Annotated in this window: 20 protein-coding genes; 13 read left to right on the top strand and 7 right to left on the bottom strand. The window is 73.4% G+C overall.

The window, feature by feature from the left end; all coding sequences use genetic code 11:
- Positions 1-35: 35 nt before the first annotated feature.
- Together CP978_RS06725 and fxsA are read left to right on the top strand one after the other, a co-directional pair.
- Positions 36-821, top strand: a complete 786-nt coding sequence (locus CP978_RS06725; protein WP_043438418.1) for a polyprenol monophosphomannose synthase — start codon at positions 36-38, stop codon at positions 819-821.
- A gap of 88 nt (positions 822-909) precedes the next feature.
- Entirely contained in the window at positions 910-1,479 is a 570-nt protein-coding gene (gene fxsA / locus CP978_RS06720; protein WP_043438416.1) for an FxsA family membrane protein, read from the top strand.
- 191 nt (positions 1,480-1,670) lie between these two features.
- On the opposite strand, the gene CP978_RS06715 is transcribed toward fxsA, so the two are convergent.
- From CP978_RS06715 to yczE, 4 genes are all read right to left on the bottom strand, one after another.
- A complete protein-coding gene (locus CP978_RS06715) occupies positions 1,671-2,045 on the bottom strand; it encodes an RNA polymerase-binding protein RbpA (RefSeq protein WP_043438414.1) in 375 nt (124 codons plus the stop codon).
- Positions 2,046-2,312: 267 nt separating this feature from the next.
- Positions 2,313-3,704, bottom strand: a complete 1,392-nt coding sequence (locus tag CP978_RS06710) for an MFS transporter (protein WP_052454047.1) — start codon at positions 3,702-3,704, stop codon at positions 2,313-2,315.
- Between the two features lie 42 nt (positions 3,705-3,746).
- The gene (locus tag CP978_RS06705) at positions 3,747-4,514 is read right to left on the bottom strand and encodes a glycerophosphodiester phosphodiesterase family protein (RefSeq protein WP_043438411.1); all 768 of its coding nucleotides are present in this window, start codon (positions 4,512-4,514) and stop codon (positions 3,747-3,749) included.
- A complete protein-coding gene (gene yczE, locus CP978_RS06700; RefSeq protein ID WP_052454046.1) occupies positions 4,511-5,221 on the bottom strand; it encodes a membrane protein YczE in 711 nt (236 codons plus the stop codon). The genes CP978_RS06705 and yczE overlap by 4 nt, the downstream gene beginning before the upstream one ends.
- 64 nt (positions 5,222-5,285) lie before the next feature.
- On the opposite strand from yczE, the gene CP978_RS06695 reads away from it, so the two are divergent.
- A complete protein-coding gene (locus tag CP978_RS06695; protein ID WP_043438408.1) occupies positions 5,286-6,785 on the top strand; it encodes an SCO1417 family PLP biosynthesis transcription factor in 1,500 nt (499 codons plus the stop codon).
- 75 nt (positions 6,786-6,860) lie between these two features.
- On the opposite strand, the gene CP978_RS06690 is transcribed toward CP978_RS06695, so the two are convergent.
- Together CP978_RS06690 and CP978_RS06685 are read right to left on the bottom strand one after the other, a co-directional pair.
- Positions 6,861-8,429, bottom strand: coding sequence for a P-loop NTPase family protein (locus CP978_RS06690; protein ID WP_043438407.1), 1,569 nt, complete (start codon positions 8,427-8,429; stop codon positions 6,861-6,863).
- A gap of 37 nt (positions 8,430-8,466) precedes the next feature.
- A complete protein-coding gene (locus CP978_RS06685) occupies positions 8,467-8,661 on the bottom strand; it encodes a hypothetical protein (RefSeq protein ID WP_043438406.1) in 195 nt (64 codons plus the stop codon).
- A gap of 336 nt (positions 8,662-8,997) precedes the next feature.
- Between CP978_RS06685 and CP978_RS06680 the strand changes: the two genes are divergently transcribed.
- The 8 genes from CP978_RS06680 to CP978_RS06645 all read left to right on the top strand — a co-directional run bounded on the left by CP978_RS06680 (position 8,998) and on the right by CP978_RS06645 (position 22,279).
- Positions 8,998-9,390, top strand: a complete 393-nt coding sequence (locus tag CP978_RS06680) for an ankyrin repeat domain-containing protein (protein ID WP_043438405.1) — start codon at positions 8,998-9,000, stop codon at positions 9,388-9,390.
- 299 nt (positions 9,391-9,689) lie between these two features.
- Positions 9,690-11,144 (top strand): HEAT repeat domain-containing protein, encoded by a 1,455-nt coding sequence (locus tag CP978_RS06675; RefSeq protein ID WP_150478157.1) that lies wholly within the window; start codon positions 9,690-9,692, stop codon positions 11,142-11,144.
- A gap of 139 nt (positions 11,145-11,283) precedes the next feature.
- Entirely contained in the window at positions 11,284-12,450 is a 1,167-nt protein-coding gene (locus CP978_RS06670; protein WP_043438404.1) for a glycosyltransferase family 4 protein, read from the top strand.
- A complete protein-coding gene (locus tag CP978_RS06665; protein ID WP_227745333.1) occupies positions 12,447-13,658 on the top strand; it encodes a glycosyltransferase in 1,212 nt (403 codons plus the stop codon). The genes CP978_RS06670 and CP978_RS06665 overlap by 4 nt, the downstream gene beginning before the upstream one ends.
- Complete coding sequence (locus tag CP978_RS06660) at positions 13,655-14,509, top strand: SGNH/GDSL hydrolase family protein (protein ID WP_043438402.1); 855 nt, start codon at positions 13,655-13,657, stop codon at positions 14,507-14,509. The genes CP978_RS06665 and CP978_RS06660 overlap by 4 nt, the downstream gene beginning before the upstream one ends.
- 610 nt (positions 14,510-15,119) lie before the next feature.
- Positions 15,120-16,643 (top strand): hypothetical protein, encoded by a 1,524-nt coding sequence (locus CP978_RS06655; RefSeq protein WP_043438400.1) that lies wholly within the window; start codon positions 15,120-15,122, stop codon positions 16,641-16,643.
- A 37-nt stretch (positions 16,644-16,680) separates the two neighbouring features.
- On the top strand, positions 16,681-17,568 hold the full coding sequence (locus CP978_RS06650; protein ID WP_043438398.1) for a hypothetical protein: 888 nt from the start codon (positions 16,681-16,683) through the stop codon (positions 17,566-17,568).
- Positions 17,569-17,635: 67 nt separating this feature from the next.
- On the top strand, positions 17,636-22,279 hold the full coding sequence (locus tag CP978_RS06645) for a hypothetical protein (protein WP_150478156.1): 4,644 nt from the start codon (positions 17,636-17,638) through the stop codon (positions 22,277-22,279).
- Between the two features lie 96 nt (positions 22,280-22,375).
- Here CP978_RS06645 and CP978_RS06640 read toward each other — a convergent pair whose 3' ends face one another.
- The gene (locus CP978_RS06640) at positions 22,376-22,849 is read right to left on the bottom strand and encodes a hypothetical protein (RefSeq protein ID WP_043448246.1); all 474 of its coding nucleotides are present in this window, start codon (positions 22,847-22,849) and stop codon (positions 22,376-22,378) included.
- Between the two features lie 420 nt (positions 22,850-23,269).
- On the opposite strand from CP978_RS06640, the gene CP978_RS06635 reads away from it, so the two are divergent.
- Both CP978_RS06635 and CP978_RS06630 read left to right on the top strand, forming a co-directional pair.
- The gene (locus CP978_RS06635; protein WP_043438394.1) at positions 23,270-25,798 is read left to right on the top strand and encodes a sensor histidine kinase; all 2,529 of its coding nucleotides are present in this window, start codon (positions 23,270-23,272) and stop codon (positions 25,796-25,798) included.
- Complete coding sequence (locus tag CP978_RS06630) at positions 25,795-26,235, top strand: roadblock/LC7 domain-containing protein (protein ID WP_043438392.1); 441 nt, start codon at positions 25,795-25,797, stop codon at positions 26,233-26,235. The genes CP978_RS06635 and CP978_RS06630 overlap by 4 nt, the downstream gene beginning before the upstream one ends.
- Position 26,236 lies beyond the last annotated feature (1 nt).

Genomic DNA, 26,236 nt, shown 5'->3' with positions numbered 1-26,236 from the left:
GGTGGACCCCTGCGTACGGACATGAAGGGGCAGCAGTGAACGACGGCGACGGGACTCGCGGGGCGGGGGTCCAGGGGAGGCAGTTCGGTCCGCTCGGCACCGCCTTGGTGATCATTCCGACCTACAACGAGGCGGAGAACATCAAGACGATCGTCGGCCGGGTGCGGTCGGCCGTGCCCGAGGCGCACGTTCTCGTGGCCGACGACAACAGCCCCGACGGCACCGGCAAGCTCGCGGACGAGCTGGCGGCCGCGGACGAGCATGTCCATGTACTGCACCGCAAGGGCAAGGAAGGGCTGGGCGCGGCGTATCTCGCGGGCTTCCGTTGGGGTATGGAGCACGACTACGGCGTGCTGATCGAGATGGACGCCGACGGCTCTCACCAGCCGGAGGAACTGCCGCGTCTGCTGACCGCGCTCAAGGGCGCCGACCTGGTGCTCGGCTCCCGCTGGGTGCCGGGCGGGCGGGTGGTCAACTGGCCCAGGTCCCGGCAGCTCATCTCCCGGGGCGGCAGCCTCTACTCGAAGATCGCCCTCGATCTGCCGCTGCATGACATCACCGGCGGCTACCGCGCCTTCCGTCGCGAGACCCTCGAAGGCCTCGGACTCGACGAGGTCGCCTCCCAGGGGTACTGCTTCCAGGTCGATCTCGCCCGTCGCGCGGTCAAGGCCGGCTACCAGGTCGTCGAGGTCCCCATCACCTTCGTCGAGCGGGAGCTGGGCGACTCCAAGATGAGCCGGGACATCCTCGTCGAGGCGCTGTGGCGGGTCACGGCATGGGGAGTCGGGGACCGCGTCGCCAAGCTCAAGCACCGCGACTAGCGTGCCTGCCGCGGCACCAGGACCTTTCCCCGGGGATCAGACCGATCCCCTTATCCCGGACTGAGCGGGCCTTGGGCACACTGGGAGCATGACGACTGGTGCACCGACCTCTCCGTACTCCGCCCGGCCGCCGCGTTCACGGCTGAGCAGATTCCTGCCGCTGGGCGTGGCCGCCTGGTTGGTCCTGGAGATCTGGCTGCTCACGCTGGTGGCGGGCGCGGCCGGCGGGTTCACGGTGTTTCTGCTGCTGGTGGCCGGTTTTGTGCTCGGCTCCGTGGTTATCAAGCGCGCCGGGCGCCGGGCCTTCCGCCGGCTCAGCGAGACGCTGGGCGGCCGGCAGGACGATCCGGGAAGCAAGGGCGGCGAAGGCGGAAACGGGCTGACGATGCTCGCGGGCCTGCTGCTGATGCTGCCGGGCCTGATCTCCGACGCGCTCGGACTGCTGCTGCTGATCCCGCCGGTCCAGAAGGCGGTGCGCGGCCTCACGGAGAGCGCCATCCACCGCAGGCTCCGTTCGGTGACCCCCGGCAGCTTCGGTGACGCCTACCAGCAGGCGCGGATGCACCGTCCGGACGGAAAGGTCGTCCAGGGCGAGGTCATCAGGGACGAGCCGCCGGCCGGGGCCCCGGAGGAGCCGCGCCCGCCGCTCACCCGCTGAGGCCCGTCGGCCGCGGGCAGCCGCAGTCGCCGGCCGGTGGACACGGGATCCACCGGCCGGTACGCGGACGGCGGCCGCTCATCCGCACACACCGCACCGAAGCACCCAAGCAGTGGGCGCCGTACGTCGTTCTGACGTACGGCGCCCACTGAGGAAACCGGTGTGCTGCGTCCCGCCCGACCCCGGAGGGGCTACGCGGACTTGCGGCTGTCGCGCGGATGGATCGCGATGTTCATCGCACCGGAGCGCAGTACGGCAAGGCGCTCCTCGAGAACCTCCTCGAGCTCCTCACGGGTGCGGCGCTCCATCAGCATGTCCCAGTGTGTACGCGCGGGCTTGCCCTTCTTCTCCTCCGGGCCGTCGCCGTCCACCAGGAGTGCCTGCGCCCCGCAGACCTTGCACTCCCACTCCGGCGGGATCTCCGCCTCGACGGAGAAGGGCATCTCGAAGCGGTGCCCCTTCTCGCATGCGTACTCCACGGCCTGGCGCGGGGCCAGGTCGATGCCGCGGTCCGTCTCGTAGCTGGTCACCACGAGGCGCGTGCCGCGAAGAGCTCGCTCACTCATGAATCGTGCCTCCCGGGCTTGTCGCCCACAGGACAGGTGTCGCTGTCGTCGTCATCCGGTCAACGTCCGGTCGGCGGTAAAGATTCCCGTTCCGAGTCCCGTTCCGGGTCGTGCGTCGCCGTCGTAGCCGCCCCTTGTTGTACCCACCAGCGCCCGGTTTGTCACATCTGCTAGAAGATGTCACCCGGTGTCTCGTCTCCTTTGACGCGCAGTAACGGTACGCCTGGCTGGCCAAACGCGTACACTACCGCCCTTTGCCGCGGGGCGCTAAATCCTGTCCGGTACCGGATTGCCCGCGTCGCGCACGGCCTGCAGCACCGGGACCCGTGCCAGCAGCACGAACCCGATGATGAAGAAGGCCACCAGCGAGATGATCGCGTCCCGATAGCTTCCGGTCAGCTGGTAGGTGATCCCGAACAGAAGCGGTCCCAGCCAGCTCATTCCGCGATCGCTCATCTCATAGGCCGAGAAGTACTCGGCCTCCTTGCCCGGCGGCACCAGATGGGAGAACAAGGAGCGGGACAGCGCCTGGCTCCCGCCGAGGACCAGCCCGATGCAGGCCGCCAGGGCGAAGAACCAGACCGGAGCGCCCGCGGGCAGGAAGTAGCCGGCGCCGAGTGTGACGGTCCAGGCCACCAGGGACCCGAGGATGGTGCGTTTGGCGCCGTACGTCCGGGCCAGCCGCCCCATGCCCAGGGCTCCGCCCACCGCCAGCACCTGCACCAGCAGCACCGCGCCGATCAGTGTGGACTGGCTCAGCCCCAGCTCCTCGGAGCCGTACACCGAGGCCTGGGAGATCACCGTCTGGATGCCGTCGTTGTAGATGAGATACGCCAGCAGAAAGGCAAGGGTGAGCGGTTTGCCCCGCATGTCCCGGACCGTGGCCGCGAGTTGCCGCCAGCCGTTCGCCGAGGGTGCCGTGGGCGTGGCGCGGCGGTCGCGCAGCCGTCGGAGCGGCACCAGCGTGAAGGCGCCCCACCACACACCCGCCGAGGCCAGGCAGATCCGGACCGCCATGGACTCCGAGACACCGAAGGAGTCGTGCCCGGTGAACAGGACCAGATTCCCGACCAGCACCAGCGAGCCGGCCGCATAGCCGAAGGCCCAGCCGCGCGAGGAGACCGCGTCCCGCTCCTGAGGGGTCGCGATCTGCGGCAGATAGGAGTTGTAGACGACCATCGACACGGCCACCGAGGCGTTCGCGACGACAAGCAGCAGGCCGCCGAGCAGATAGCGGTCCCCGTCCAGGAAGAACATGCCCGTGGTGGCCGCGGCGCCCAGATACGCGCACAGGGCGAGCAGCCGCTTCTTGCGGCCGCCGCGGTCGGCCGCGGCGCCCGCCAGCGGCATCACCAGGATCGCCAGGACGACCGAGGCGGAGACCGAGTACGCGAAGAACGAGCCCGCGCGCACCGGGACGCCCAGCGGGTGCACATACCCGTCCGCGTCCGCCGCCGACTTGGCCACCGAGGTCAGATAGGGACCGAGGAACACGGTCAGCACGCTCGTCGAATAGACCGAGCACGCCCAGTCGTAGAAGTACCAGCCGCGCTGTTCGCGGCGCCGCTCGGCCCTCTCGCCGGCCGCCTCCGGGGAGTCCGGCGAGTCCGGAGAGTTCCCCTCGGAAGGGGCCGTCGCCTGCCCCGTGTCGGTGCCCACCCGTGCCCTCGTCTCCCCGTGGTACCTGATCGCGCGCGAATGTCAGACCCAGGTGGCCCGGGCCTCGAGGACCTCGCGCAGTGTCCCGATGTGATCGGTCATGATGCCATCCACTCCGAGATCCAGCAGCCGGTGCATCCGCTCGGGTTCGTTGACGGTCCACACATGCACCTGGAGCCCGAGGGCGTGGGCGGTGCGCACAAAGCGGCGGTCGACCACGGGGATGCCCGACTGGGACTCCGGCACCTGGGCGGCGACCGCCGAACCGCGCAGCGCCGCCGGGATGCCCCAGGAGCGCAGCCTGAGGCCCAGCACACCGCGGATGCCGTACGACGTCGCCAGGCGCGGCCCGGCCGCACGCTGGGCACGGGCGACCCGCGACTCGGAGAACGATCCGACGCAGATCCGGTCCCAGCAGCCGGTGCGCTCGATCAGTTCGAGCAGGGGAAGCAGCGCGGGCTCCGCCTTGACGTCCACGTTCCAGCGCGCCTCGGGGAACTCCTCCAGCAGCTCCTCGAAGAGGGGCACCGGGGCGCTGCCCGCCACCCGCGCCTGCCGCACGTCCGCCCAGGGCAGATCGGCGATCCGCCCCGCCCCGTCCGTGACCCGGTCCAGGGTCGCGTCGTGGAAAGCCACCAGCTTCCCGTCGGCCGTGGTGTGCACATCCGTCTCGAGATAGCGGTAGCCGGCCGTCACCGCGCGCCGGAACTGGGCCGCGGTGTTCTCCAGGCCGTCCGCCGCCCCGCCCCGGTGCGCGAAGGCGAGCGGGCCGGGGTGGTCGAGGTACGGGTGGCGTACGGGAGTGGTCACCGGGGCAGTATCGCGCCCTCCGGTTGCCCGCCGGCAACGACCGCGCTGCCCTTCGGTGCCGCGGGGACGGCGAACACGCGCAGGAAGAGCTGGGCGAGCGGACCGATGGCCAGCGCGTACAGCACGGTGCCGATCCCGACGGTGCCGCCGAGGGCGAAGCCGGTCACCACGACGGCCACCTCCACGGCGGTGCGGAGCAGCCGGATCGAGCGGCCCGTGACCCGGTGCAGTCCGGTCATCAGCCCGTCACGCGGGCCGGGGCCGAAGTTCGCGGCGATGTACAGACCGGTCGCCGCGCCATTGAGCACCACGCCCGCGACGAGGAAGGGAATCCGCACGGCCAGACCGTGCACCTCCGGAACCAGGGACAGGGTGGCGTCCATGGCGACCCCGATCACCAGGACGTTGGAGACGGTGCCGAGTCCGGGGCGCTGGCGCAGCGGTATCCACAGCAGCAGCACCACCGCACCCACGATCATCAGCACCACGCCCATGCTGAGCCCGGTCAGACCGGCGAGCCCCTGATGGAGGACATTCCAGGGCTCCAGGCCGAGACCCGCCTTCACAAGGAGGGCCGAACTGGCGCCGTAGAGCACGAGGCCCGCGTACAGCTGGATCAGACGCCGTCCCAGACGGCTTCTCCCGGACGAGTCCGTCGGGTCACCGGACAAAATAGGCCCCCCTGTGGTCGTAGTGGACTGATGCATGTCACTCTGTGGCTGGGAAAGAGAACTCATCCATGGCCAATTCAGGGAAGGTGGACTGGGAATCGTGACGCAGTGGACCTCGGCGGTGGGTGCGGCACAGCTCGCCCGGCTGCTCAACTCCCAGCAGGAGCGCCCCCCGGCCCCCGGCAGGCGCCGCCCGCCCGCCTATCGTGCGCTCGCCGACGGCATCCGGCTGCTGGTGCTGGAGGGCCGGGTGCCGGTGGCGGCCCGGCTGCCCGCCGAGCGGGAGCTGGCGCTGGCCCTGACCGTGAGCCGTACGACGGTCGCGGCGGCGTACGAGGAACTGCGCACCGAGGGCTTTCTGGAGTCCCGCCGGGGAGCGGGCAGCTGGACCGTGGTGCCGGCCGGGAACCCGCTCCCGGCGCGTGGCCTCGAACCCCTCCCGCCCGAGGCGCTGGGCTCGATGATCGACCTGGGCTGCGCCGCGCTGCCGGCACCCGAGCCCTGGCTCACCCGTGCCGCCCGGGGCGCCCTGGAGGAACTGCCGCCCTATGCGCACACGCACGGCGACTACCCGGCCGGTCTGCCCGCGCTGCGCGCCGCGCTCGCCGAGCGCTACACGGCGCGCGGCATCCCCACCATGCCCGAGCAGATCATGGTGACCACCGGCGCCATGGGCGCGATGGACGCCATCTGTCATCTCTTCGCCGGACGCGGCGAACGCATCGCGGTCGAGTCGCCCTCGTACGCCAACATCCTCCAGCTGATGCGGGAGGCCGGCGCCCGTCTGGTGCCCGTCGCCATGGCGGAGGGGCTCGGCGGCTGGGATCTGGACCGCTGGCGCCAGGTGCTGCGGGAGGCCGCGCCGAGGCTCGCCTATGTGGTGGCGGACTTCCACAATCCGACGGGCGCGCTGGCCGACGAGGACCAGCGCCGCCGACTGGTCGAGGCGGCCCGCTCCGCCGGGACGGTCCTGATCGTCGACGAGACGATGAGCGAGCTCCACCTGGAGGACGGCATGGAGATGCCGCGCCCGGTGTGCGCGTTCGACCCGGCGGGCTCCACGGTCGTCACGGTGGGTTCGGCGAGCAAGGCGTTCTGGGCGGGCCTGCGCATCGGCTGGGTGCGGGCCGCCCCCGATGTCATCCGCAGCCTGGTCGCGGCCCGCGCCTACGCCGACCTCGGTACCCCGGTGATGGAGCAGCTGGCCGTGAACTGGCTCCTCACCACGGGCGGTTGGGAGCAGGCGGTGGAACTGCGGCGCCGGCAGGCGAGGGAGAACCGGGACGCCCTGGTCGACGCGGTGCGCAGGGAGCTGCCGGACTGGGAGTTCTCGGTGCCCCGGGGCGGTCTGACGCTGTGGGTGCGCACCGGGGGTCTGTCGGGGTCCCGGCTCGCGGAGGCGGGGGAGCGGGTCGGCGTCCGGGTGCCCTCGGGACCGCGGTTCGGCGTCGACGGCGCCTTCGAGGGGTATGTGCGGCTGCCGTTCACCGTGGCCGGTGCGGTCGCGGAGGAGGCGGCGGTACGGCTGGCCGCCGCGGCACGTCTGGTGGAGACCGGCGTCCCGGGACCGACGGAGGCACCGCGGACCTTCGTCGCCTGACCGGGTTTCCCGGCCGGGGCCGGTCGTTCCCGGCGGGAGGCCTGACGACGGGGCCCGTCCCCGAAGCCCGCACCGTCAGCCCTCCGAGGCCGTCGCCTTCACCATCAGCGGCTTCGCGGGAACCGCCTCCACCGCCGGGCGGTCGCGCACCGGCAGCAGGTCCAGGACCGCCTGGCGGTGGTGTTCGCCGGTGGCGTCGTCGTACGGGTCCGGGGTGGCCGGCACCTGGAGGCGGTGCACCGGGCCCGTGCCCAGGCGGGCATAGCCGCGGCCGGGCGGGACCTCGTCGGCGGGCGTGGTGTGCGGGGGCGCGCCGAGCACGCTCTCCACCTCCTCCGGGGTCGCGGGACCGAGCACCACACGCGCCCGGGCGTACTGGCGCACGGTGTCGGGCAGGCCCTCCAGTCCGTCGAACTGCTCGGCGACCACGACCGTGACGTTCGCCGCCCGCCCGTGCCGCAGCGGCACCTGGACCAGCTCCCGGGGATCCCGGCGGCCGTCCGCCGCGGCGATATGGCCCAGCACGCTCGGCCGGTCCAGGAGGATCCACAGCGGGTGCCTGATGTCGTCCGGCGGGCGGTGCCCGGACTGCCGGGACCGGTTCGCCGCGATCAGCCGGCGCTCCGTCTCATGGGTCGCCCACTCCAGGCTCGCCGTCGCCCCGGCCGGCGTGGACTCCACGCTCAGTACCCCCTCCCGTCCCGCCAGGCACGCGAACTCACCGGTACCGCCGCCCTCGACGATCAGGATGTCGCCGTACTGCAGCGCCTGGAGGGCGACGGAGCGCACCAGGGTGGTGGTGCCGCTGCCCGGCCCGCCGACGATCAGCAGATGGGGCTCGGTGGAGCGTGGCCCGGTGCGCCACACCACCGGTGGCACATCGCGCCGCTCCTCGCCGTGGGTGAGGGGGAGCGTGCGCTGGACGCCGGTGGGATCGGTGAAGCCCAGCACCGTCTCGCCCGGCGCGGTCACGAAGCGCTGTGCGGCGATGTCGGTGGGCAGGGGCCCCAGCACGGTCAGCGTCAGCTCGTTGCCCTCCTCGTTCCACCGGAAGTGGTACTCGCGGCCCCGGCCCGACTTGGCGTGCAGCAGTCGCTCGATCTGCGCCCGGGACTCGGGCTCGCCGTCCTTGAAGTAGGCGGGGTAGCGGATGCGGAGCCGCGAGATCCGGCCGCTCTCGTCGAAGGCGGGGGAGGAGAACGCCTTCGTCCAGTCACCCCCGTGCGCATACAGCGGGGCGGGGTCCTCGGCGGCCGAGAAATACGGCACCAGCGCCTCGTACAGCGACCTCAGCCGTTTGACCTGCGCCTCGTCGGGGCCGGCGGGCCCGGACGGCCTGCGCTCCCGGCCGTGCCAGGCGGCCGCCGCCATCAGCCCGATGCCGCCGAGCAGCGGCCCGTACGGCACCAGGGCGACGACCAGGACCAGCGAGGCGGCCAGGAACAGGAGCGGTCCCCGCCGGTCCTTGGGCGTCCGGGTCCAGGTGCGCCGCCCGGCACCGGCCAGCCGGTGCAGTCCGCGGGTGATCGTGATCAGCGGATGGAGCATGTCGCCGGCCCCGCCGGCCGCCGTCCGCGCCAGCTCCCGTCCGCGGGAGAACGCGCTGCCGTTGCTCAGCATGCGGGGGAGGGGGCGCCGGGCCACGTGCTTCTCCTGGGGATGTGTACGACGCGGGGCGGGGTCAGAAGTTGAGCCCGCCGAGCAGGCTGGCGAGGCTCGCGCCGCCGGCCTTGATGCTGGGGGCGACGGCGGTGCTCGACAGATAGAAGCCGAAGAGCGAGCAGACGGTCGCGTGCGAGCCCTTGAGACCGTCCTTGCGGAAGAAGAGGAAGACGACGGTGCCGAGCAGCATCACGCCCGAGATGTTGAGGATCATTTGAGCTCTCCTGGTTCGCGGGGACAGTCACCATGAGTTCTTCCAGGCTCACAGAATGTATCTATACGACAAAAGGTGCAAGCGGGTGAAATCAGGCGGATTTCCCTCGGGTGGTGGAGCCGTCCCGTGCGTCCGGGCGGAGCTGTTGCGCTCGACGGGCACTGTCGTGATCTTCGCCTCGCGCGGTGCCCGTGGTGTGCCCGGGAAGCCAGTACGCTGGGCGATTCACCCGGACGGCGGCACCGCTCGCCGCCGTACCGGCCGTGTTCGACGGCTCCGCTCGCCGTCGAACGCTCCCGCAGTCCCCAGCAGTCGTAGTGAGAGGCGATCCGGCCGATGAGTGAAGGCCCCGACCCCGAGGTCGTGGAACTGGCGACCAAGATCTTCGATCTCGCGCGCCGAGGAGAGACCGAGACCCTCGTGGCCTATGTCGACGCGGGCGTTCCGGCCGACCTCACCAACGACCGCGGCGACTCCCTGGTGATGCTCGCCGCCTATCACGGCCACGCCGGCACCGTCCGGGCGCTGCTGGAGCGCGGCGCCCGGGCCGACCGGGCCAACGACCGGGGGCAGACCCCGCTCGCCGGCGCGGTCTTCAAGGGCGAGACGGAGGTCATCCGGACCCTGCTGGACGGCGGCGCCGACCCGGCCGCGGGCACCCCCTCGGCCATCGACACCGCCCGTATGTTCGGCAAGGCCGACCTGCTCGAACTGTTCGGCACACACTGATCGTCCGCGCCGACCGGCGAAGACGGCGAAAACGGGGGAGGCGGTATCGAGCCGCCCGAAATAGGGTCGCGGCAGCCGGAGAGACCGGGCCATCATGACGACGTGATTCACGGACGCGATGGCTGGGCAGGTGTTGCCGCACCGCGTGGACCGTGAGCGGTCCGTACGGGCCGATGACGAGAGGCAGAGGAAGATGGTCTACAGCAAGCAAGCGACGGCGGGTGCCCCGACGTGTTGTCGCGCGGTCAGGTAGTGCGTGTCCCCCGATTGCGTCGACGCTTGATGTGAGGCTTCTTCCCATGTTCGAACCGGTCATAGCGCCCAGCGGTACCCTGCTCGGCCTCCTGCAGAGGGGCCGTGGCGACGGCACGCTGCACGCGCTCACCGCACCGCGCTCCGAGGCGCTCGCGGCCCTCAACCACTGTGTGCTCCGTGACCCCCGCCACGACTGGCAGGTGGAGAACCGCTCCCTGTACTACGCCCGTCTCTTCCTCGACCTCGACGGCGAGCTCGACGAGATCGAGGCGCACCTCTTCAGCACCGAGGACCTCCTCGACACCGAGGACTGCCGCACCGGTCTCGCCCTCGCGGTCCTCGGCCACCTCGCCTCCTACGGCAGGCACGACGCGCTCGAACTGCTGCGCAGGTACGCGGTCTCGGGCTCCAACTGGGCCTGGGCCCTGGACGAGCTGGCGCTGCGCGACGACGACGCGGGGCTGCGCGCCCTCGCCGCCCCCGTGCTGGCCCGTTTCCCGCTCGACGCCGAGGGCGAGGCCGAGCTCGCGGCCGCCGTCCGGGGCTCCTTCGAACCGCGGCCCTGGCGGCTGTGGGCCGACGACCCGCGCCCCTCCGTCGCCGACCGGGTGCGGGCCGCACAGGAGGCCGACAGCTTCGACCGCTGGCAGCGGCAGCTGCGGCCCAACGGACCCCGGCCCGGCTGGAGCGTGCGGGCCGTCTTCGAGTGGGCCCAGCAGGGACTCGAACGCGGTGCCGTGCTTCATGTGCCCGCCGCCCGCTGTCTCGTCGCCGTCGCGGGGCCCGAGGACCGGCCCGAGATCCTCGAGGCCGCCCGCACCGGCGACGACGGGGCCCGCTGCACCGCCCTGCGCTATCTCGCCGACGGGAACGATCCCGATGCCCTCGATCTGATCGAGGGCGCCGTGTCCACCGGCTCCGCGCAGGTCGTCGAGGCCGCCGTGGACGCCTTCGAACGCATGCGCAGTGTCGCCGCCGTCGACCGGGCGCGCGGCTGGGCCCGCCGGCCGGACGCCCTGGGCGCCGCCGCCGGGCGGGTGCTCGCCTGCCGGGGCGGCGCCGGGGACAGTGACCCGGTGCTGGCGGCGCTGCGGGAGGCGGTACGGGGAGAGGGCCCCGACGCGCCCACCCTGTGGACCCTCGTCGACGGCGCCGGACGGCTCGGCATCGCCTGTGCCGCGCCCGTGCTGCGCCATGTCTACCGCGAGACCGCCTCGTCCCATCTCCGCGGCCGAGCCGCCCGCGCCCTGGCCGCCACCGACCCCTCCTTCCCCGCCGGATTCGCCGTCGAGTGCCTCTGGGACTGCGAGGAGTCCACCCGCGAGATCGCCGCACGGCACGCCGAGACCGGGGACGCCCGGGTCGTCGAGCGGCTGCGCCGGCTCGCCGTCGACCCGGCCGAGGAGGCCGAGGTCCAGACCGCCGTACGCAGCCGGATCGGGCCCGACACGGCCCTGCGGGAGCGCCGGATCCTCGGACCGGACATGCCGACGGCGTGAACGTCCGGTGATCCGGGCGTCAGGAACGTGTGGACGTGGGCCGGCCGACCCGGCCCCACCGCCCAACGCTCACGGGACGTTCCCCGGCCGGAAAGATCCACGTTGACGCGGCCACGTCCAGTGCGGCGAGAACACGGGTATGCGTGTCGTCATCGTGACCGAATCCTTTCCCCCCGATGTGAACGGCGTGGCCCACTGCGCGCTCCAGACCGCCCGGCACCTCGTCGATCGCGGTCACGCTCCCCTCGTCGTCGCCCCGGCCTCCCCCAAGTCCTCGGCCTTGCCCGGACCGGGAGGCTCCCCCCTGACCGGCGAAGGGCTCGACGCCCTCGCGCCGTGTCCCGTCGTCCGTGTCCCCTCCCTCCCGCTCCCCGGCTATCCCCAGGTGCGCGTCGCCCTCCCCAGCCGACGTGTCGCCGCCGCCATCACGGCCCACCGCGCCGACATCGTGCACCTGGCCAGCCCCTTCGTCCTCGGTGTCCGCGGCATGACGGCCGCCGCCCGGCTGGGCATCCCGGCCGTCGCCGTCTACCAGACCGACCTGGCCGGATACGCCCGCACCTACATGGGCGCAGGCGAGGCCGCCGCCTGGCGCCGCATCCGCTCCGTGCACGCCGCCGCCGACCGCACCCTCGCCCCCTCCAGCGCGGCCCTGCGCGATCTCGAGACACACGGGGTGCCCCGGGTGCAGCTGTGGCCGCGCGGCGTCGACACCGTCCGTTTCCGGCCGGAGCTGCGCGACGAGTCGATCCGCCGTGAACTCGCGCCCAACGGTGAGCTGATCGTCGGCTATGTCGGCCGGCTCGCACCCGAGAAGCATGTGGAACTCCTCGCCGGCGTCTGCGGCCTGGACGGCGTACGCGTCGTCGTGGTGGGCGACGGCCCCAGCGAGGCCACCCTGCACGGGGCCCTGCCCGGCGCCGCCTTCCTGGGCCGCCGCACCGGAGACGAACTCGCCCGGATCTTCGCCTCGCTGGACGTCTTCGCGCACACCGGCCCGTTCGAGACCTTCTGCCAGACCGTGCAGGAGGCCATGGCGAGCGGAGTGCCGGTCGTCGCGCCCGCCGCGGGCGGACCGCTGGACCTGGTGACGCACGGACGCACCGGGCTGCTCGTCCCGCCGGGTGACGCGGACGCCGTACGGGACGCGGTGCGCACGCTGGCCGCCGACCCGGCGCTGCGGGCCGCCTACGGGGACGCCGGGCGCACCACCGTCGAGGGCCGCACCTGGGCCGCCGTCGGCGACCAGCTCATCGGCCACTACGCGGATGTGCTCGCCGCGCGGCAGACGGCGGTGGCCGCATGAGCTTCGCCACCGAGCGGGCCGGCTCCGGCCTGCGGATCGTACGGCTCGCCAACTTCGTCGCCCCCGCCTCCGGGGGGCTGCGCACCGCCCTGCGCGAGCTGGGCAAGGGCTTCAAGGCCGCCGGTCACGAACCGGTGCTCGTCGTGCCCGGCGAGCGCCACACCGACCTGGACACCGAGCAGGGCCGGGTCATCACCCTCCCCGGGCCGCTGCTGCCCGGCACCGGCGGCTACCGGGTCCTCACCGACAAGCGGCGCGTCGCCGCCCTCCTGGAGGAGCTCGACCCCGACCGCCTGGAGGTCTCCGACCGCACCACGCTGCGCTGGACGGGCCGATGGGCGCGGCGCGCCCGGGTCCCCGCCGTGATGGTCTCCCATGAGACCGCCGACGGCGTCCTGCGCACCTGGGGCCTGTCCGAGAACCTCTCCCGGCGCGCCGCCGACGCCCTCAACACCCGCACCGCCCACACCTATGCACGGGTGGTGTGCACCACCGAGTTCGCCGAGCGGGAGTTCGTGCGGATCGGCGCCCGCAATGTCGTACGGGCCCCGCTGGGCGTCGACCTGGAGCAGCGGCACCCCGCGCTGCGGGACGAGGGGCTGCGGGAGCGGTACGCGCGCGAGGACGAGGCGCTGCTCGTCATGTGCTCACGCCTCTCCGTGGAGAAGCGCCCGGGGACGGCCCTGGACGCGCTGGAGGCGCTGCTGGGCCGGGGACGGCGCGTGGTGCTGGTGGTCGCCGGGGACGGCCCGCTGCGGGCCCGGCTGGAACAGCGGGCACGGGAACGCCGGTTGCCGGTGACGTTCCTCGGCCATGTCGGCGACCGGAACCTGCTCGGCGCGCTCCAGGCCGGCGCCGACGTCTGCCTGGCCCCGGGGCCCGCCGAGACGTTCGGGCTCGCCGCCCTGGAGGCCATGGCCTGCGGCACGCCGGTGGTGGCCAGCGCCTCGTCCGCGCTGCCCGAGGTGATCGGCTCCGCCGGGGCCAGCGCGGTGAACACCGGGGACGCCTTCGCCGACGCCGTCGAACTGCTCCTGGAACGGCCCGCGCACGAACGCCGGGAGGCAGCACGGGCGCGCGCCGAGTGCTTCGGCTGGAGGACGGCGGTGGACGCGTTCCTCGCGGCGCACGACGCCGGGCCGTCCGACACGCCGACGGCGACCGCCGACGTTCCCGGCCGGGACACCACCCGGGAGGGCGCCCGATGAGCCCCCTGCGGTTCGTCGCGCTCGGCGACTCCCTCACGGAAGGAGTGGGGGACCCCGTCGGCGACACCTGGCGGGGCTGGGCCGCGCTGCTCGCCGAGGGACTCGCCTCCGCGGAGGCGCCCGCCGAGTTCACCAACCTCGCCTTCAGCGGCGCCCAGACCCGGGAGGTCCTGGAACGGCAGACCCCGGAGGCGCTCGCCCTGCGCCCCGATGTCGCCTCCGTCGTCATCGGCGTCAACGACACACTGCGCTGCACCTTCGACATCCATGCCGTCGCCGCGCGGCTGGACAAGGTCTACGCGGCCTTCCGCGCCCAGGACACGGTGCTGCTCACGGCCTGTCTGCCCGACCCGGGATCGATGCTCCGGCTGCCCGGGGCGCTGGCGCGTCCGCTGGCCCGCCGGCAGCGGGCCGTCAACACGGTCGTGCACGCGCTGTCCGAGCGGTACGGGGCGCTTCATCTGCACGCCGCCGAGGGGGACTGGATCAGCGACCGCTCGATGTGGAGCGCAGACCGGCTGCACCCGGGGGAGCGCGGGCACCGGGCGCTCGCCCGGCGCTTCCACGCGCTGCTCGCCGAGGCGGGGGTCGCCTCCGGCACCGCGCCCTCGGCCGAGCCCGGGTTCCCGCCGCCCACCCGGAAGGCCGGCCTGTGGTGGCTGGCCACCGCGGGGACGGCCTGGGTGGCGCGCCGGAGCACCGATCTGCTGCCGCAGCTGCTCACCCTGGCCGCCGCCGAGGTGCGCCACAAGGCCCGGGGGACCAGCGCCCGGCTGGATCTGAGCGCCTCCCACGCGGTGGCGTCCGCCCTGGCCGCCCTGTCGGTGACCGAACAGCCGGACGCGGCCTGAGCGAACGGTCGGGTCCCTCCCACGGATCCGTGGGGAGCGGGAGCTGACGACCGCTCACGGCCGCGAACCGGACCGGGGGTTGCGCGCGGCTGTCGTGTGACTGCGGCCGGACGTGTCCCGCTGTGGGGGAGTGAGCGTCGCCTGCGTGCCGGCTCCTCCGGCCGCCGGACGGTCGAACGGCCGGCCGGGACGACGACAGGTCTGCCGCCGGACGGCACCCGGACCCCGCACGGCGCCATGCCCTCGCCGGGGAGTCCACCGGCCCGGGCGTTCCCGCGCGGCGCGCCCGCCCGGACGAGCCGATGCGGGACGTCCTCGCCGGACTGCGACTCGTCCCCGATGCCGTGGACGGCCCGCGGCGACCGCACGAGTCCTCCCCCGAACACACTCGGGAAATCCCGCGCGCCCCGCGGACGGGCGCCCGCAACGAGGCCGAGGGACCGCGCGTGTCCTCTCCCCGCCACTCGCCGGAGAGGCGCCCCGAGGTCCCCCGGCGGCGGGCCGGAGGCGACCGGCGGCGGCTGCCGCGCATCGATCGGGCCACCCCTTCCGCCCGGGCGCAGGCGCTTCGTTTGGAACGTTGTCAGATCGAGGACCTAATCTGTGCACCGTGACTTCGCCTGGACCGACGGACCTTCCGCCCCAGCTCAGCGCGGGGCCGCGCCCTGCCCCGGGCCCGGCCGCCGACGAGGGGCTGGCGCGTCGGCTGCGCGCGCTCGCCTGCACCGCGCCCCTGCACGACCTCGATGCGCGCAAGGCGAATCTGACGGGCGAGTACTCGGTGTACGGGATGGCGGAGATCGCACTCGCCGCCATCGATCTGGTCACCCTGAACATGGACTTCGACACGGGCGCGGACCACGACCAGATAGTCGCCCGTCTCCTCCCGCGCATCGCCGCCCAGGCCCCCGGGCGCCCGGCCGCCGAACACGAGCGCGTGGCCCGCTGGGTCCTGGAGAACCTGATCAACGTCGGCAGCGTCGACCGCGGCTTCCGCGCCGTGTACGGCACCTTCGCGCCGGACGGCACCTATGTGCGCCGGGACTACGACTTCAAGCTGATCGAAGAGGTGCCCGGCTACGGCGGAGGCGTCTACCTCAGGACCACCGACGAGGCGGTCAACGTCCTCGTCGGCGCCCTCGACACGGATGTCACCAGCGCCCAGATCGCCGCCGAGGTCAAGCTGGAGGTGCTGATCAGCCGCGGCCGCCTCGCCGACGCCCAGCTCGCCGCCGAGCAGGCGCGCTACCGCACCGTGCAGTACTCCCAGTCGCTGCGCAAGGTGCTGGAGGCGACCCGGCGCAACGTCCGCGCGGTGGACTGGCTGAACGTGGTGCCGGACATGATCGCCGAGGCCCTCGACCATGTGGCCGAGCGCTACCGCCACGAGAACGCGATCCTCACCAACATCCGCAGGGCGCGCGACGAGTCCGAGGACCCCGAGCAGAAGCGGCGCGCCGCCGAACTCGTCGACATCGTCAAGGACTGCATCCGCCGCCACACCCAGCTGCAGTCGCGGCTCCTGGAGGCGGGCCCCCTGTTCCGCGCCGAGCAGGACCGGCAGGCCTTCGCCACCCCCATGACCACCTCCGGCACCGACCTCTACGGGCATCTCTTCGCCCCGGTGCTGCCCCTCCCGCTGCACCGGGCGGTCCGCGTGACGGACGCCTTCTTCGCCCAGGGGACGGGGCTGCGCACCCCCGGGTCCGTACGGGTCACCGACCTCGTCGACCTGCTGCTGACCCCTCCGGTGGAGCGTGAGAACCTCGGAGCGGAGATGCCCGAGCCGGATCTGATCGCCACCCCGGACGACAGCCGGTTCAGCGAGGAACAGCTGGCCGCCGCGAGGGAACTGCTCGACCTGCCGGCGGACGCCCCGCGCAGGCTGTCCGGGCTGCTCGCCGAGGCGCGCCGCACCGACCCCGAACTTCCCTACCTGGTCGCACTGATGGCCGTGCACGCGGCCAGCCCGCCGGTCGGCACGGCCTACCGCCAGGGCGAGGAGAAACTGCTGTTCGGCGTGGACGACGGCACCGAACTGCACGATCCGGAGTTCGGCGGCGCCGATCTGATCGTCGGTACGGCGCTGTTGGACGCGGCCGGCATGGCGGCGGACCGGACCGAGGCGGCATGACCCGCACCCAGCACCAGCGCGACAAGGAGCCCCGACCGTGACCGAGCACGTCGAGTGGAGCGAGCCGGAGGCCGCCGCCACTCCGGTGAACGCCCCCGTCACCCCCGCCGACGCCGCCGACGCGGCGCGACTCGTCTCCTTCGGGCTCCAGCCGAGGCTCCAGCCCGCCCGCGACCAGGAGTACACGGAGCTGCTGCGCCGCTACCGCGAGGACCCGCCGTTCGCGCGGCTCGCCGACGCCGTCGCCACCGGGCTCGGCCTGGTCGTCCTCGAGGTGTCGCCGCGCGCGGGGATGGCCGTGACCGCGGGCGAGGACTCCGTGTTCGCCGTCCGCATGACCGACTACGCGCGCCGTACCTCCGCCGACTCGGGCGACCGCTTTCTGCACGGACTCGCCCATCTCGCCGTCGCCACCCTCGCCTTCCCCCGCCCCGAGGACCTGGCCGACGACGGCTACATCGGACGTGTCACGGTCAACGGCGTCGAGGCCTTCGTCCGCCAGGCCTGCCGCAGGCTGGAGGAGCGGGCCGAGGAACAGGGCGAGAACACCGACCCGGCGACGGACGCCCCGGACCTGGAGGCGGCCTGGCGGATCTGGGTCCGACGCAGCGCGACCGGGACCACCAAGGACGCGCGCCGACTGGCGGGTTCCACCACCGGAATCGTCGGCAAGGCCGTCACCTTCCTCACCGAGTCCGGCTTCCTCCAGCGCACCGGCGACGACAGCGGCGGCACCTACCGCACCACGGCCCGCTACCAGCTCCAGGTGCGCGACATGGCGGGCAGCGCCGCCATGGCCGAACTCCTCGAACTCGGCGTCGTCCCCCAGCCCGACGGCACGGCCGGACTGCTGCCCGCCGAGGACACCGACGACCTGGAACTGGTGGCCGACGCCGGTCTGCCGTTCCACTCCGGAAGCTCCTGAGCCCCCGCGGCTCCCCGCCTTCCGCCCCTTATCCCCAGACTCAGCAAGACTTACGACGAGAGCCACCATGTACGAGCTGTCCCGGGTCCGCCTCTACTCCATCGGACCGGCCGGTGCGCGCTATGCCGACACCGTGCTGGACCTGCGGGGCGTGGGTGATCCGGTACCCGATCCCGCGCCCGTCCAGGCGGAGTTCTTCGAGGCGGAGCCCGTGGGGCCGCCGCGCCGGCCCGCGCCCGCGGGCGTGCTCTTCCTGGAGAACGGCGGCGGCAAGTCCGTCCTGCTGAAGCTGATCTTCTCGGTGATGCTGCCGGGCCACCGCAACACGCTGGGCGGCGCCAGCTCCGGTGTGCTGCGCAAGTTCCTGCTGGCCGACGACTGCGGGCATGTGGCCCTGGAATGGCAGCACACCCTGACCGGCGAGTGCGTCGTGGTCGGCAAGGCCAGCGAGTGGCGCGGACGTCAGGTCTCCAACGACCCGCGCAAGTTCGCCGAGGCCTGGTACTCCTTCCGGCCGGGCCCCGGACTCAGCCTCGACAATCTGCCGGTCGCCGAGTCCACCGCCGTACGGCCACCCGTCGAAGGGGCGTCCGGGGCGCGCGGCCGGCGCCGCACCATGAAGGGCTTCCGGGACGCCCTCATGGAGTCGGGCAGGACCTATCCGCACCTCGAGGTGCACTGGGAGGAGATCCACGACCGCTGGAACGAACATCTGACGGAACTCGGCCTCGACCCCGAACTCTTCCGCTACCAGCGGGAGATGAACGCCGACGAGGGAGAGGCCGCCGGACTCTTCGCGGTCAAGAAGGACGCCGACTTCACGGACCTGCTGCTGCGGGCCGTCACCGACACCCGGGACACCGACGGACTCGCCGATCTGGTCGGCGGCTTCGGCAACAAACTGGGACGGCGCTCCGAACTGATCGCCGAACGCGACTTCACGGCCGGCTCGGTCGACCTGCTCGGGCGCATCGTGGACGCCGCCGACGCCCGCTCGCAGGCGCGCGACGTCCACGCCGGCGCCGAACGCCGCACCCGCACCCTCGCGCAACGGCTGTCCGCGCGCGGAGTGCGGGAACGGGCACGGGCCGCGGAGCTGGCCCAGCAGGTCACCGCCGCCGCCCACGCGGTCACCGGAGCCGAGGACGCCCGGGAGCGCAGCGCACTGGTCGCCGCCGAACTCGCCTACCGGCACGCCTCACTGGCGCTCGCCGGAGCGGAGAAGACCGCGGCGGCACAGAAACGCGAACTGGCCGACGCACGTCAGCTGTACTCCGCCTGGCAGGCGGCCGAGGCCGTACTGCGGCACCGCGCCGCCGCCGACCGCTCCGCGCGCACGGCCGCCGCCATCCGCGAGGCCGAACGGGACGCCGCCCCCGCCCTGGCCGCCCGCGCGAAGGCCGCCGTCGACCTGGTACGGGCCCTGCACACCGCCGCCGAGAGCGCCGAGACCCTCGCCAACGAGGAGGAAGAACGGTCCGCCGCACTCCAGACGGTCGGCGAGAGCGCCCACCGGGACGCCACCTCCGCCGCCACCCAGGCACAGCGCGCCCGCAGCGAGGCCGGTCATCTGCGCCAGCGGCTGAGCGAGGTCGAGCAGGAGACCGGCGAGGCCGTGCGGGCGGGCTGGCTGGACGGCGGCACGCCCGACGCCGACCCGGCGCGCGCCGCGCTCGCTGCGGGCGACGCCGCCAGGACGGCCGGCGCGGCCTGGGACACCGCACGCGAGGCCGCCCGCCGGACGTTCGAACAGGCGCGCGAGGCGGCCTCGGCCGAGTCCCGCGCCGAACTGACCGCGGCCCGGGCCGCGGACGCCGCCACCTCCGCCGCACGGGCCCACGAGGCCGAGCGCCGCACCGCGGAAGCCCTGGCGGCGGAGGAGCGCCTCGCCGAACTGCTGAGCCTGTCCGGCACCGCCGCGCCGGCCCGGGTACCCGGCCCCCGGCGCGACGAGGACAGCCGCACGGCCGCCGCCCCCGTCCCCGCGGACGGCGGCGCCCTCACCCCCGAGGAACTGGACGGCTTCGCCGACGAACTGCGCGAACTCCTCGACGACTCCATCTCCTCCGCCGAGCGCCAGCTCTTCGAACTGCGCACCGCCGCTGCCGACGACTCACGCATTCTCGGCGCCCTCGGCGACGGCGGACTGCTGCCCCCCGGCCCGGACGTCCTGGCGACCGTCGAGTTCCTCGGCGAGCAGGGCATCCCCGCGCTGCCCGGCTGGCGCTATCTCGCCCAGGCCGTCGATCCCGCCGACCACGCACGGGTGCTGGCCACCCGCCCCGAACTCGTCGACGGCGTGATCATCACCGACCCGGACTCGCACGCCCGGGCCCGGGAGTCGCTGGGCGACGCCGCGCTGCTGCCGCGCTCCACCGTCGCCGTCGGCACCGCCGCCGCGCTGGTCGCCCCCACCCCGGCCCCCGACGAGAGCGACAACGGGGTCTTCCTGGTCCCGCCGAACCCGGCCATGCACGACGAGTTCGCCGCCGACGAGGAACGGCAGACGCTGCGCGCCAGGACCGCCGCGCGGGACGAGGAGATCCGGCAGCTCGCGGCCCGGCTGGGCAAGGACCGTGAACTGGCCGCCCGGCTGGCCTCCTGGCGCTCCGGCTGCCCGGCCGGACGGCTCACCGAACTCGCCGACGCCGCCCGGGACGCCCGCGCGTTCGCCGAGGAGGCCGAGACGGAACTCGCCGAGGCCCGCACCCTCCGCGCCGAGTCCGAGGAGGCGGCGGCTGAGGCGAACCAGTTGCGCGACGAGCGGCAGGAGACCGCGCAGAAGGCCCGCCGCGCGGCCGACGCGCTCGCCGGACTCGCCTCCCGGCTGCGGGAACGCCCGAGCTGGCAGATCACCCTGCGGGAACTCGCCGAGGAGGCGGTCGAGGCGGAGGCCCGTGCCCAGTCCTGTCTGGAGCGCGCCCGCGCCGCCGACGAGGACCGGCGCGCCGCCCAGCGCGCCGCCGACGACGCCCGCCGCACCGCACGGGCGGTGCGCGCCGAACGCGCGGAGATCGCGGGTGCCCCCGACGACCTCCCCCAGGAGGACGCGGACTCCCCGAAGGTGTCCCTGCCCGCCCTCCGGGAGGCCTACCGGGCCGCCTCCCAGGTGTACGAGAAGGTCGGGGTCGGCGCCGATCTGCGGGCCGAGCAGGCGCGGGCCGAGAGCGACGAGTCGGCCGCGCTCGCCGAACTGGACCGGCTCAGCAACAAGGTGCGCACCCGCGCCGAGCACCTCCTCCAGTCCCCGGACGGCTCCGACGGCCCGTCCCGGCAGGCGGCCGCCGCGCGCGCCGAGGAACTGGTGCATCTGCTGGAGACACGCATGTCCACGGCGAGTGAGCAGCTCGGCCGGCTGCGCGGCGAGGCCGAGCGGCATGCACCCGAGAACGGCGAGGCCCACACCGAACTGCCCGAGGACCTGCTTCCCCGCGACACCGAGCACGCCCAGACCCTGCTGCGCACCGCCACCGGTGAACTGGCCGCCCGGGTGGAGGCGCTCGCCCGGGCCCGCGAGGCGCACGCCGAACTCCTCGCCGCCCACCGGGCCGCCGAGGACGCGGCGGGCGGCTTCGACGAGATCGCCGCGATGCTCCGCGACCTGCTGCGCGAACACGCCTCGGAGGAGGACCGGGAGGAGCCGGAGCCCTACCCGGGCACGCTCGACGAGGCCCGGGGGGCCGCCGCCGAGGCCCGCCGCTCGCTGCGCGGCTGCGCCGCCGATCTGTCCGCCGCCGAGGCGGCCGTGCGCGAGGCGAGCGACATCCTGGTCCGGCACGCCAACTCCACCCGGTTCGAGCATGTCCGCACCCCCGCCCGGCAGCAGATCCGTGAACTGCCCGCGTCCGCGCTGCCGGAGCACGCACAACGGTGGGCGGACGCCTTCGCGCCCCGGCTGCGCGTGCTCACCGACGAGTTGGCCCAGCTGGAACGCAACCGCGACTCCATCGTGGACCGGCTCCGGGGCCTGGTCGAGACGTCCCTCGCCACCCTGCGTTCGGCCCAGCGGCTCTCCCGGCTCCCCGAGGGCCTGGGCGAATGGTCCGGGCAGGAGTTCCTGCGCATCCGCTTCGAGGAGCCCGACCCGGCCACCCTCACCGAACACCTGGGCGAGGTCATCGACGACGCGACCCGCGCGGCCGTCAAGAAGAACTCCGACCTCCGGCGCGACGGCATGTCGCTGCTGCTGAGGGGGGTCGCCGCGGCTCTCCAGCCGAAGGGCGTCGCCGTCGAGATCCTCAAGCCGGACGCCGTGCTGCGGGCCGAACGCGTCCCCGTCGGCCAGATGGGCGATGTGTTCTCCGGCGGCCAGCTGCTCACCGCCGCCATCGCCCTGTACTGCACGATGGCCGCGCTCCGCAGCAACGACCGCGGCCGCGACAAGCACCGCCACGCGGGCACCCTGTTCCTGGACAACCCCATCGGACGCGCCAACGCGACCTATCTGCTGGAGCTCCAGCGGGCCGTCTCGGACGCGCTCGGCGTCCAGCTCCTCTACACCACCGGCCTGTTCGACACCACGGCGCTCGCCGAGTTCCCGCTGGTGATCCGGCTGCGCAACGACGCCGATCTGCGAGCCGGACTGAAGTACATCCGGGTCGAGGAGCATCTGCGGCCGGGACTGCCCCAGGAGCCCCGGGCCGGAGAGGCCGTGCACAGCGAGATCACGGCGACCCGGATGTTCAAACGGCCGGCCGCCGCCACCCACTGAGGGGAGCGGGCGGAAACCCCCACGGCTCCGCCGCGCGGACCACGCGCGGCGGACCGGTGCACCGCACCGGGCGGGCGCCCGGCCTCACCCCGGCGATCAGGGGTGCGACAACTGCCCGGTGCCGCCCCGCCGGCGTATCCGCTCCTGTCGTCGCTCCGCGGCCCGTGCCTCGCGGCGGGCCCTGCGGCGCTCGCGGCGCAGAGCCCGGGCCGTACTGCTCGGGACCGACACCACACCATGGCGCTGGTTCCACACCTGGCGCGTCACCCAGACGTCCAGGACGCCCCAGGTCGCCACCACCGTGCTGGCCACGCTGCTCAGCACCATCGGGAACGCCAGCCAGGAGTCGGCCAGCGTGCTCAGAAAGGCGATCACCGCCTGGATCAGCGTCACCGAGATGAGGAGCACCGCCCGCACCGCGGACGTCCGCACGGGATCCGGCAGCCTCCGTCGGGGCGAGGGATCCTCGACCCACAGGGGCCGGTACCCCGCTGCTTCGTACGGATCCTCGTACACCGCGGGCGCGGTGGCGCCCTCCCGGGGCGTCCCACGCTGCTTCGCCGTGCCCATCACCTTGTCACTCCCCACCACCCGCAGCCGTTCTGCTCCGGTGTCGGCCGACACCGGCTCCCCAGTGGCTGCCCGTCTTGCGCTGCTTTACGCCGCCTGGGAGCGGCATGCGACACCTACGGCCGATTCCGCCCGTTCCCCTTGACAGGAAGACGATCGGCGATGCGTGAAGATTCCCGGGAGAAGAAAAAGATCCGGTCGAGGGACGGGGATTCCCGGTCGGTTCCGGTCCCGGCCCGGACTACGGCTGCCGGGCGGCAATCTCCCGCATTGGCGTGACAACCGCCCACGCCCGCACCGGGTTCCGGGGACGGTCTCCCGCGCCGACCCTTCGGGATTCGCAGGGGACGGTAGTAGGCTCACGCCGTTTGTTGACGCACTGTGTACCCCCGACCGGAGGGGGTCGGGCTGGGGGAGGCCATGCGCTTTCGCGGGATGTCCATCCGCCGGAAGATCGTGGCGCTGCTGCTGGTGCCGCTGGTGTCGCTGACCGCCATCTGGGCCTTCACGACCGCGCTCACGGGCCGTGACGCCCGGGCGGTGTTCGTGGTCTCGCATGTGGTCGAGAAGGCCGGCTATCCCACCGAGGACACCGTGCGCGTCCTGCAGCAGGAACGCCGCCAGACCCTCGTCCATCTCGCCGACCCGCGCGCCTCCGACACCCTCGCCGCGCTGCGCCGCAGCCGCGCCGCCACCGACGAGGTCGTGGCGCAACTCCGTCGCAACAGCAAGGACAAGAGTCTCCGCGAGGACATGGGGCAGGGCACCACCGAGCGGCTCACCGCGATCCTGGACGCCCTCGACGGCATCGAGTCGTTGCGCCGCAGCGTCGAGGAGGGGACTGTCAGCCGGGGCCAGGCCCTCCATCTCTACAACCGCCTGGTGGACCCCTGCTTCACCCTGCTGGCCAATCTGCACATCCTGCATGATGTGGAGGTCGACCAGCAGGGCCGTGCGCTCGTCAATGTCTCCCGGGCCCGCGAACTGCTCTCCCGCGAGGACGCCCTGCTGGGCTCCGCACTCGTCGCCGGCCGGATCAGCCGTGACGAGATCCAGGACGTCTCCGCCCTCGCCGCCCAGCGCGCCGTGATGTACGACGTCAGCCTGCCGCTGCTGCCCGGTCAGGAGAGCGGGCGCTTCCAGCGGTACTGGAAGGACGCCGACACCGCCGCCCTGCGGGTGGCGGAACAGGCCGTCATCGACGCCGCGCCCGGCACCCCGCACGGAGTGACCGCGAGAAGCTGGGACGAGGCCGCCGGCCAGGTGCTCGAACGGCTGGACCGGATGAACGCCCAGGCCGACGACCGCTACCAGGACCGTGTCCACCCCCTCGCCGTCGATGTCGTCGTCAGGGCGGCCGTCGCGGGCGTCCTGGGCCTGGTGGCCCTGCTGGTCTCGCTGGTCATGTCCATACGCATCGGCCGTGGCCTCATCCACGATCTGGGCCGGCTGCGTCAGGACGCCCATGACGCGTCCGGGGTGCGGCTGCCCAGTGTGATGCGCCGGCTCTCCGCGGGCGAACAGGTCGATGTCGAGACCGAGGTGCCACGCCTGGAGTACGACAAGAATGAGATCGGCGAGGTCGGCCAGGCGCTCAACACCCTCCAGCGCGCCGCCGTCGAGGCCGCCGTCAAACAGGCCGAGCTGCGCGCCGGGGTCTCCGAGGTCTTCGTCAACCTCGCCCGCCGCAGCCAGGTCCTGCTGCACCGGCAGCTCACCCTGCTCGACGCGATGGAGCGCAGGACCGAGGACACCGAGGAACTCGCCGATCTGTTCCGCCTCGACCACCTCACCACCCGGATGCGCCGCCACGCCGAGGGCCTGGTCATCCTCTCCGGTGCGGCTCCCTCCCGGCAGTGGCGCAAGCCGATCCAGCTGATGGACGTGGTGCGCGCCGCCGTCGCCGAGGTCGAGGACTACGCACGCATCGAGGTGCGCAGGCTGCCCCGCGTCGCCGTCACCGGGCCCGCGGTCGCCGACCTCACCCATCTGGTGGCCGAACTCCTGGAGAACGCCACGGTGTTCTCGCCACCCCACACCGCGGTGCAGGTCGTCGGTGAACGCGTCGCCAACGGTTTCTCCCTGGAGATCCACGACCGTGGCCTCGGCATGCCGGCCCAGGCGCTGCTCGAGGCCAATCTGCGGCTCGCCGAGACCCCGCAGTTCGAGCTCTCCGACACCGACCGGCTCGGACTCTTCGTGGTCAGCCGCCTCGCCCAGCGGCAGAACGTCCGCGTCTCCCTCCAGCTGTCCCCCTACGGCGGCACCACAGCCGTCGTCTTCATCCCCGACACGCTGCTGTCCGACGACGTCCCCGACACCAACGGCATCGGCTTCCGCCTCGACCGCCCGCTCCCCGAGAAGAAGGCCGGGACCGAGGACGAGCGCAGGGCGGCCCTGGCCCATGTGCCCGCCAAGCTCCCCGGCCCCCCGGCGTCCCTGCTGAACGGCCCGGTGGAGCTGGAGGCCCCCGTCGACCCGGACGCGCTCGGCGGCCATCCGGGCGCCCCGATCCCGCTGCCGCGCCGTCGCCGGACCCCCAAGCTTGTCAGCTCCCATGGCCGCCCCGTGACGGGACCCGGGCCGCGGCGCGCGCCGCAGGACGAGGAACCGCCCCGCACCGCGACCCCCGACGGACCGGACGGGACCACGCCCGCGCCCCGGGAGACGGCGGCCGGACCGGCGGAACCGGACGCGAGCGCGCTGCCCCGCCGGGTCCGCCGGGCCGGCCCGGCCCCGCAGCGGAAGGAAAGCTCCGACCGGCGCGCCGAACGCGAGCCGTCCCGCACCGAGAACGGGGCGGGGCTCGACGACCGCGACGCCGACGAGGTACGCCGCCGCTTCACCTCGCTCCAGCGAGGCTGGCGGCGTGGCCGCGAGGAGAACGCCGAGGGCGACGACGCCCGGGACGGCTCAGCACCAGGAACGACAGAGGGAGACGGTCGATGACCGCACCGAAGGCCGCAGGGAACCAGGCGAACGGCAAGGCGTCGGGAGAGCTGAACTGGCTCCTCGACGACCTGGTGGAGCGTGTCGCCAGTATCCGCAAGGCGCTTGTGCTGTCGAGCGACGGCCTGCCCACCGGATTCTCCCAGGAACTCAGCCGGGAGGACGGCGAGCATCTGGCCGCCGTCGCCTCGGGGTTCCACAGTCTCGCCAAGGGTGTCGGCCGCCACTTCGACGCGGGCGGGGTCCGCCAGACCATCATCGAACTCGACGAGGCCTTCCTCTTCGTGACGGCCGCCGGGGACGGCAGCTGCCTCGCCGTGCTGGCGGACGCGGACTCCGACATCGGTCAGGTGGCCTACGAGATGACCCTCCTGGTGAAGCGGGTCGGCGTACATCTGGGCTCCGCCCCGCGCACCGATCTGCCCTCGGGCGGGTAGT

Origin of the sequence: Streptomyces nodosus, assembly GCF_008704995.1 — a bacterium.
Taxonomy (GTDB): domain Bacteria; phylum Actinomycetota; class Actinomycetes; order Streptomycetales; family Streptomycetaceae; genus Streptomyces; species Streptomyces nodosus.
Note: the sequence above shows the minus strand (reverse complement) of the source record. Positions and strands in the feature narration are given on the sequence as shown.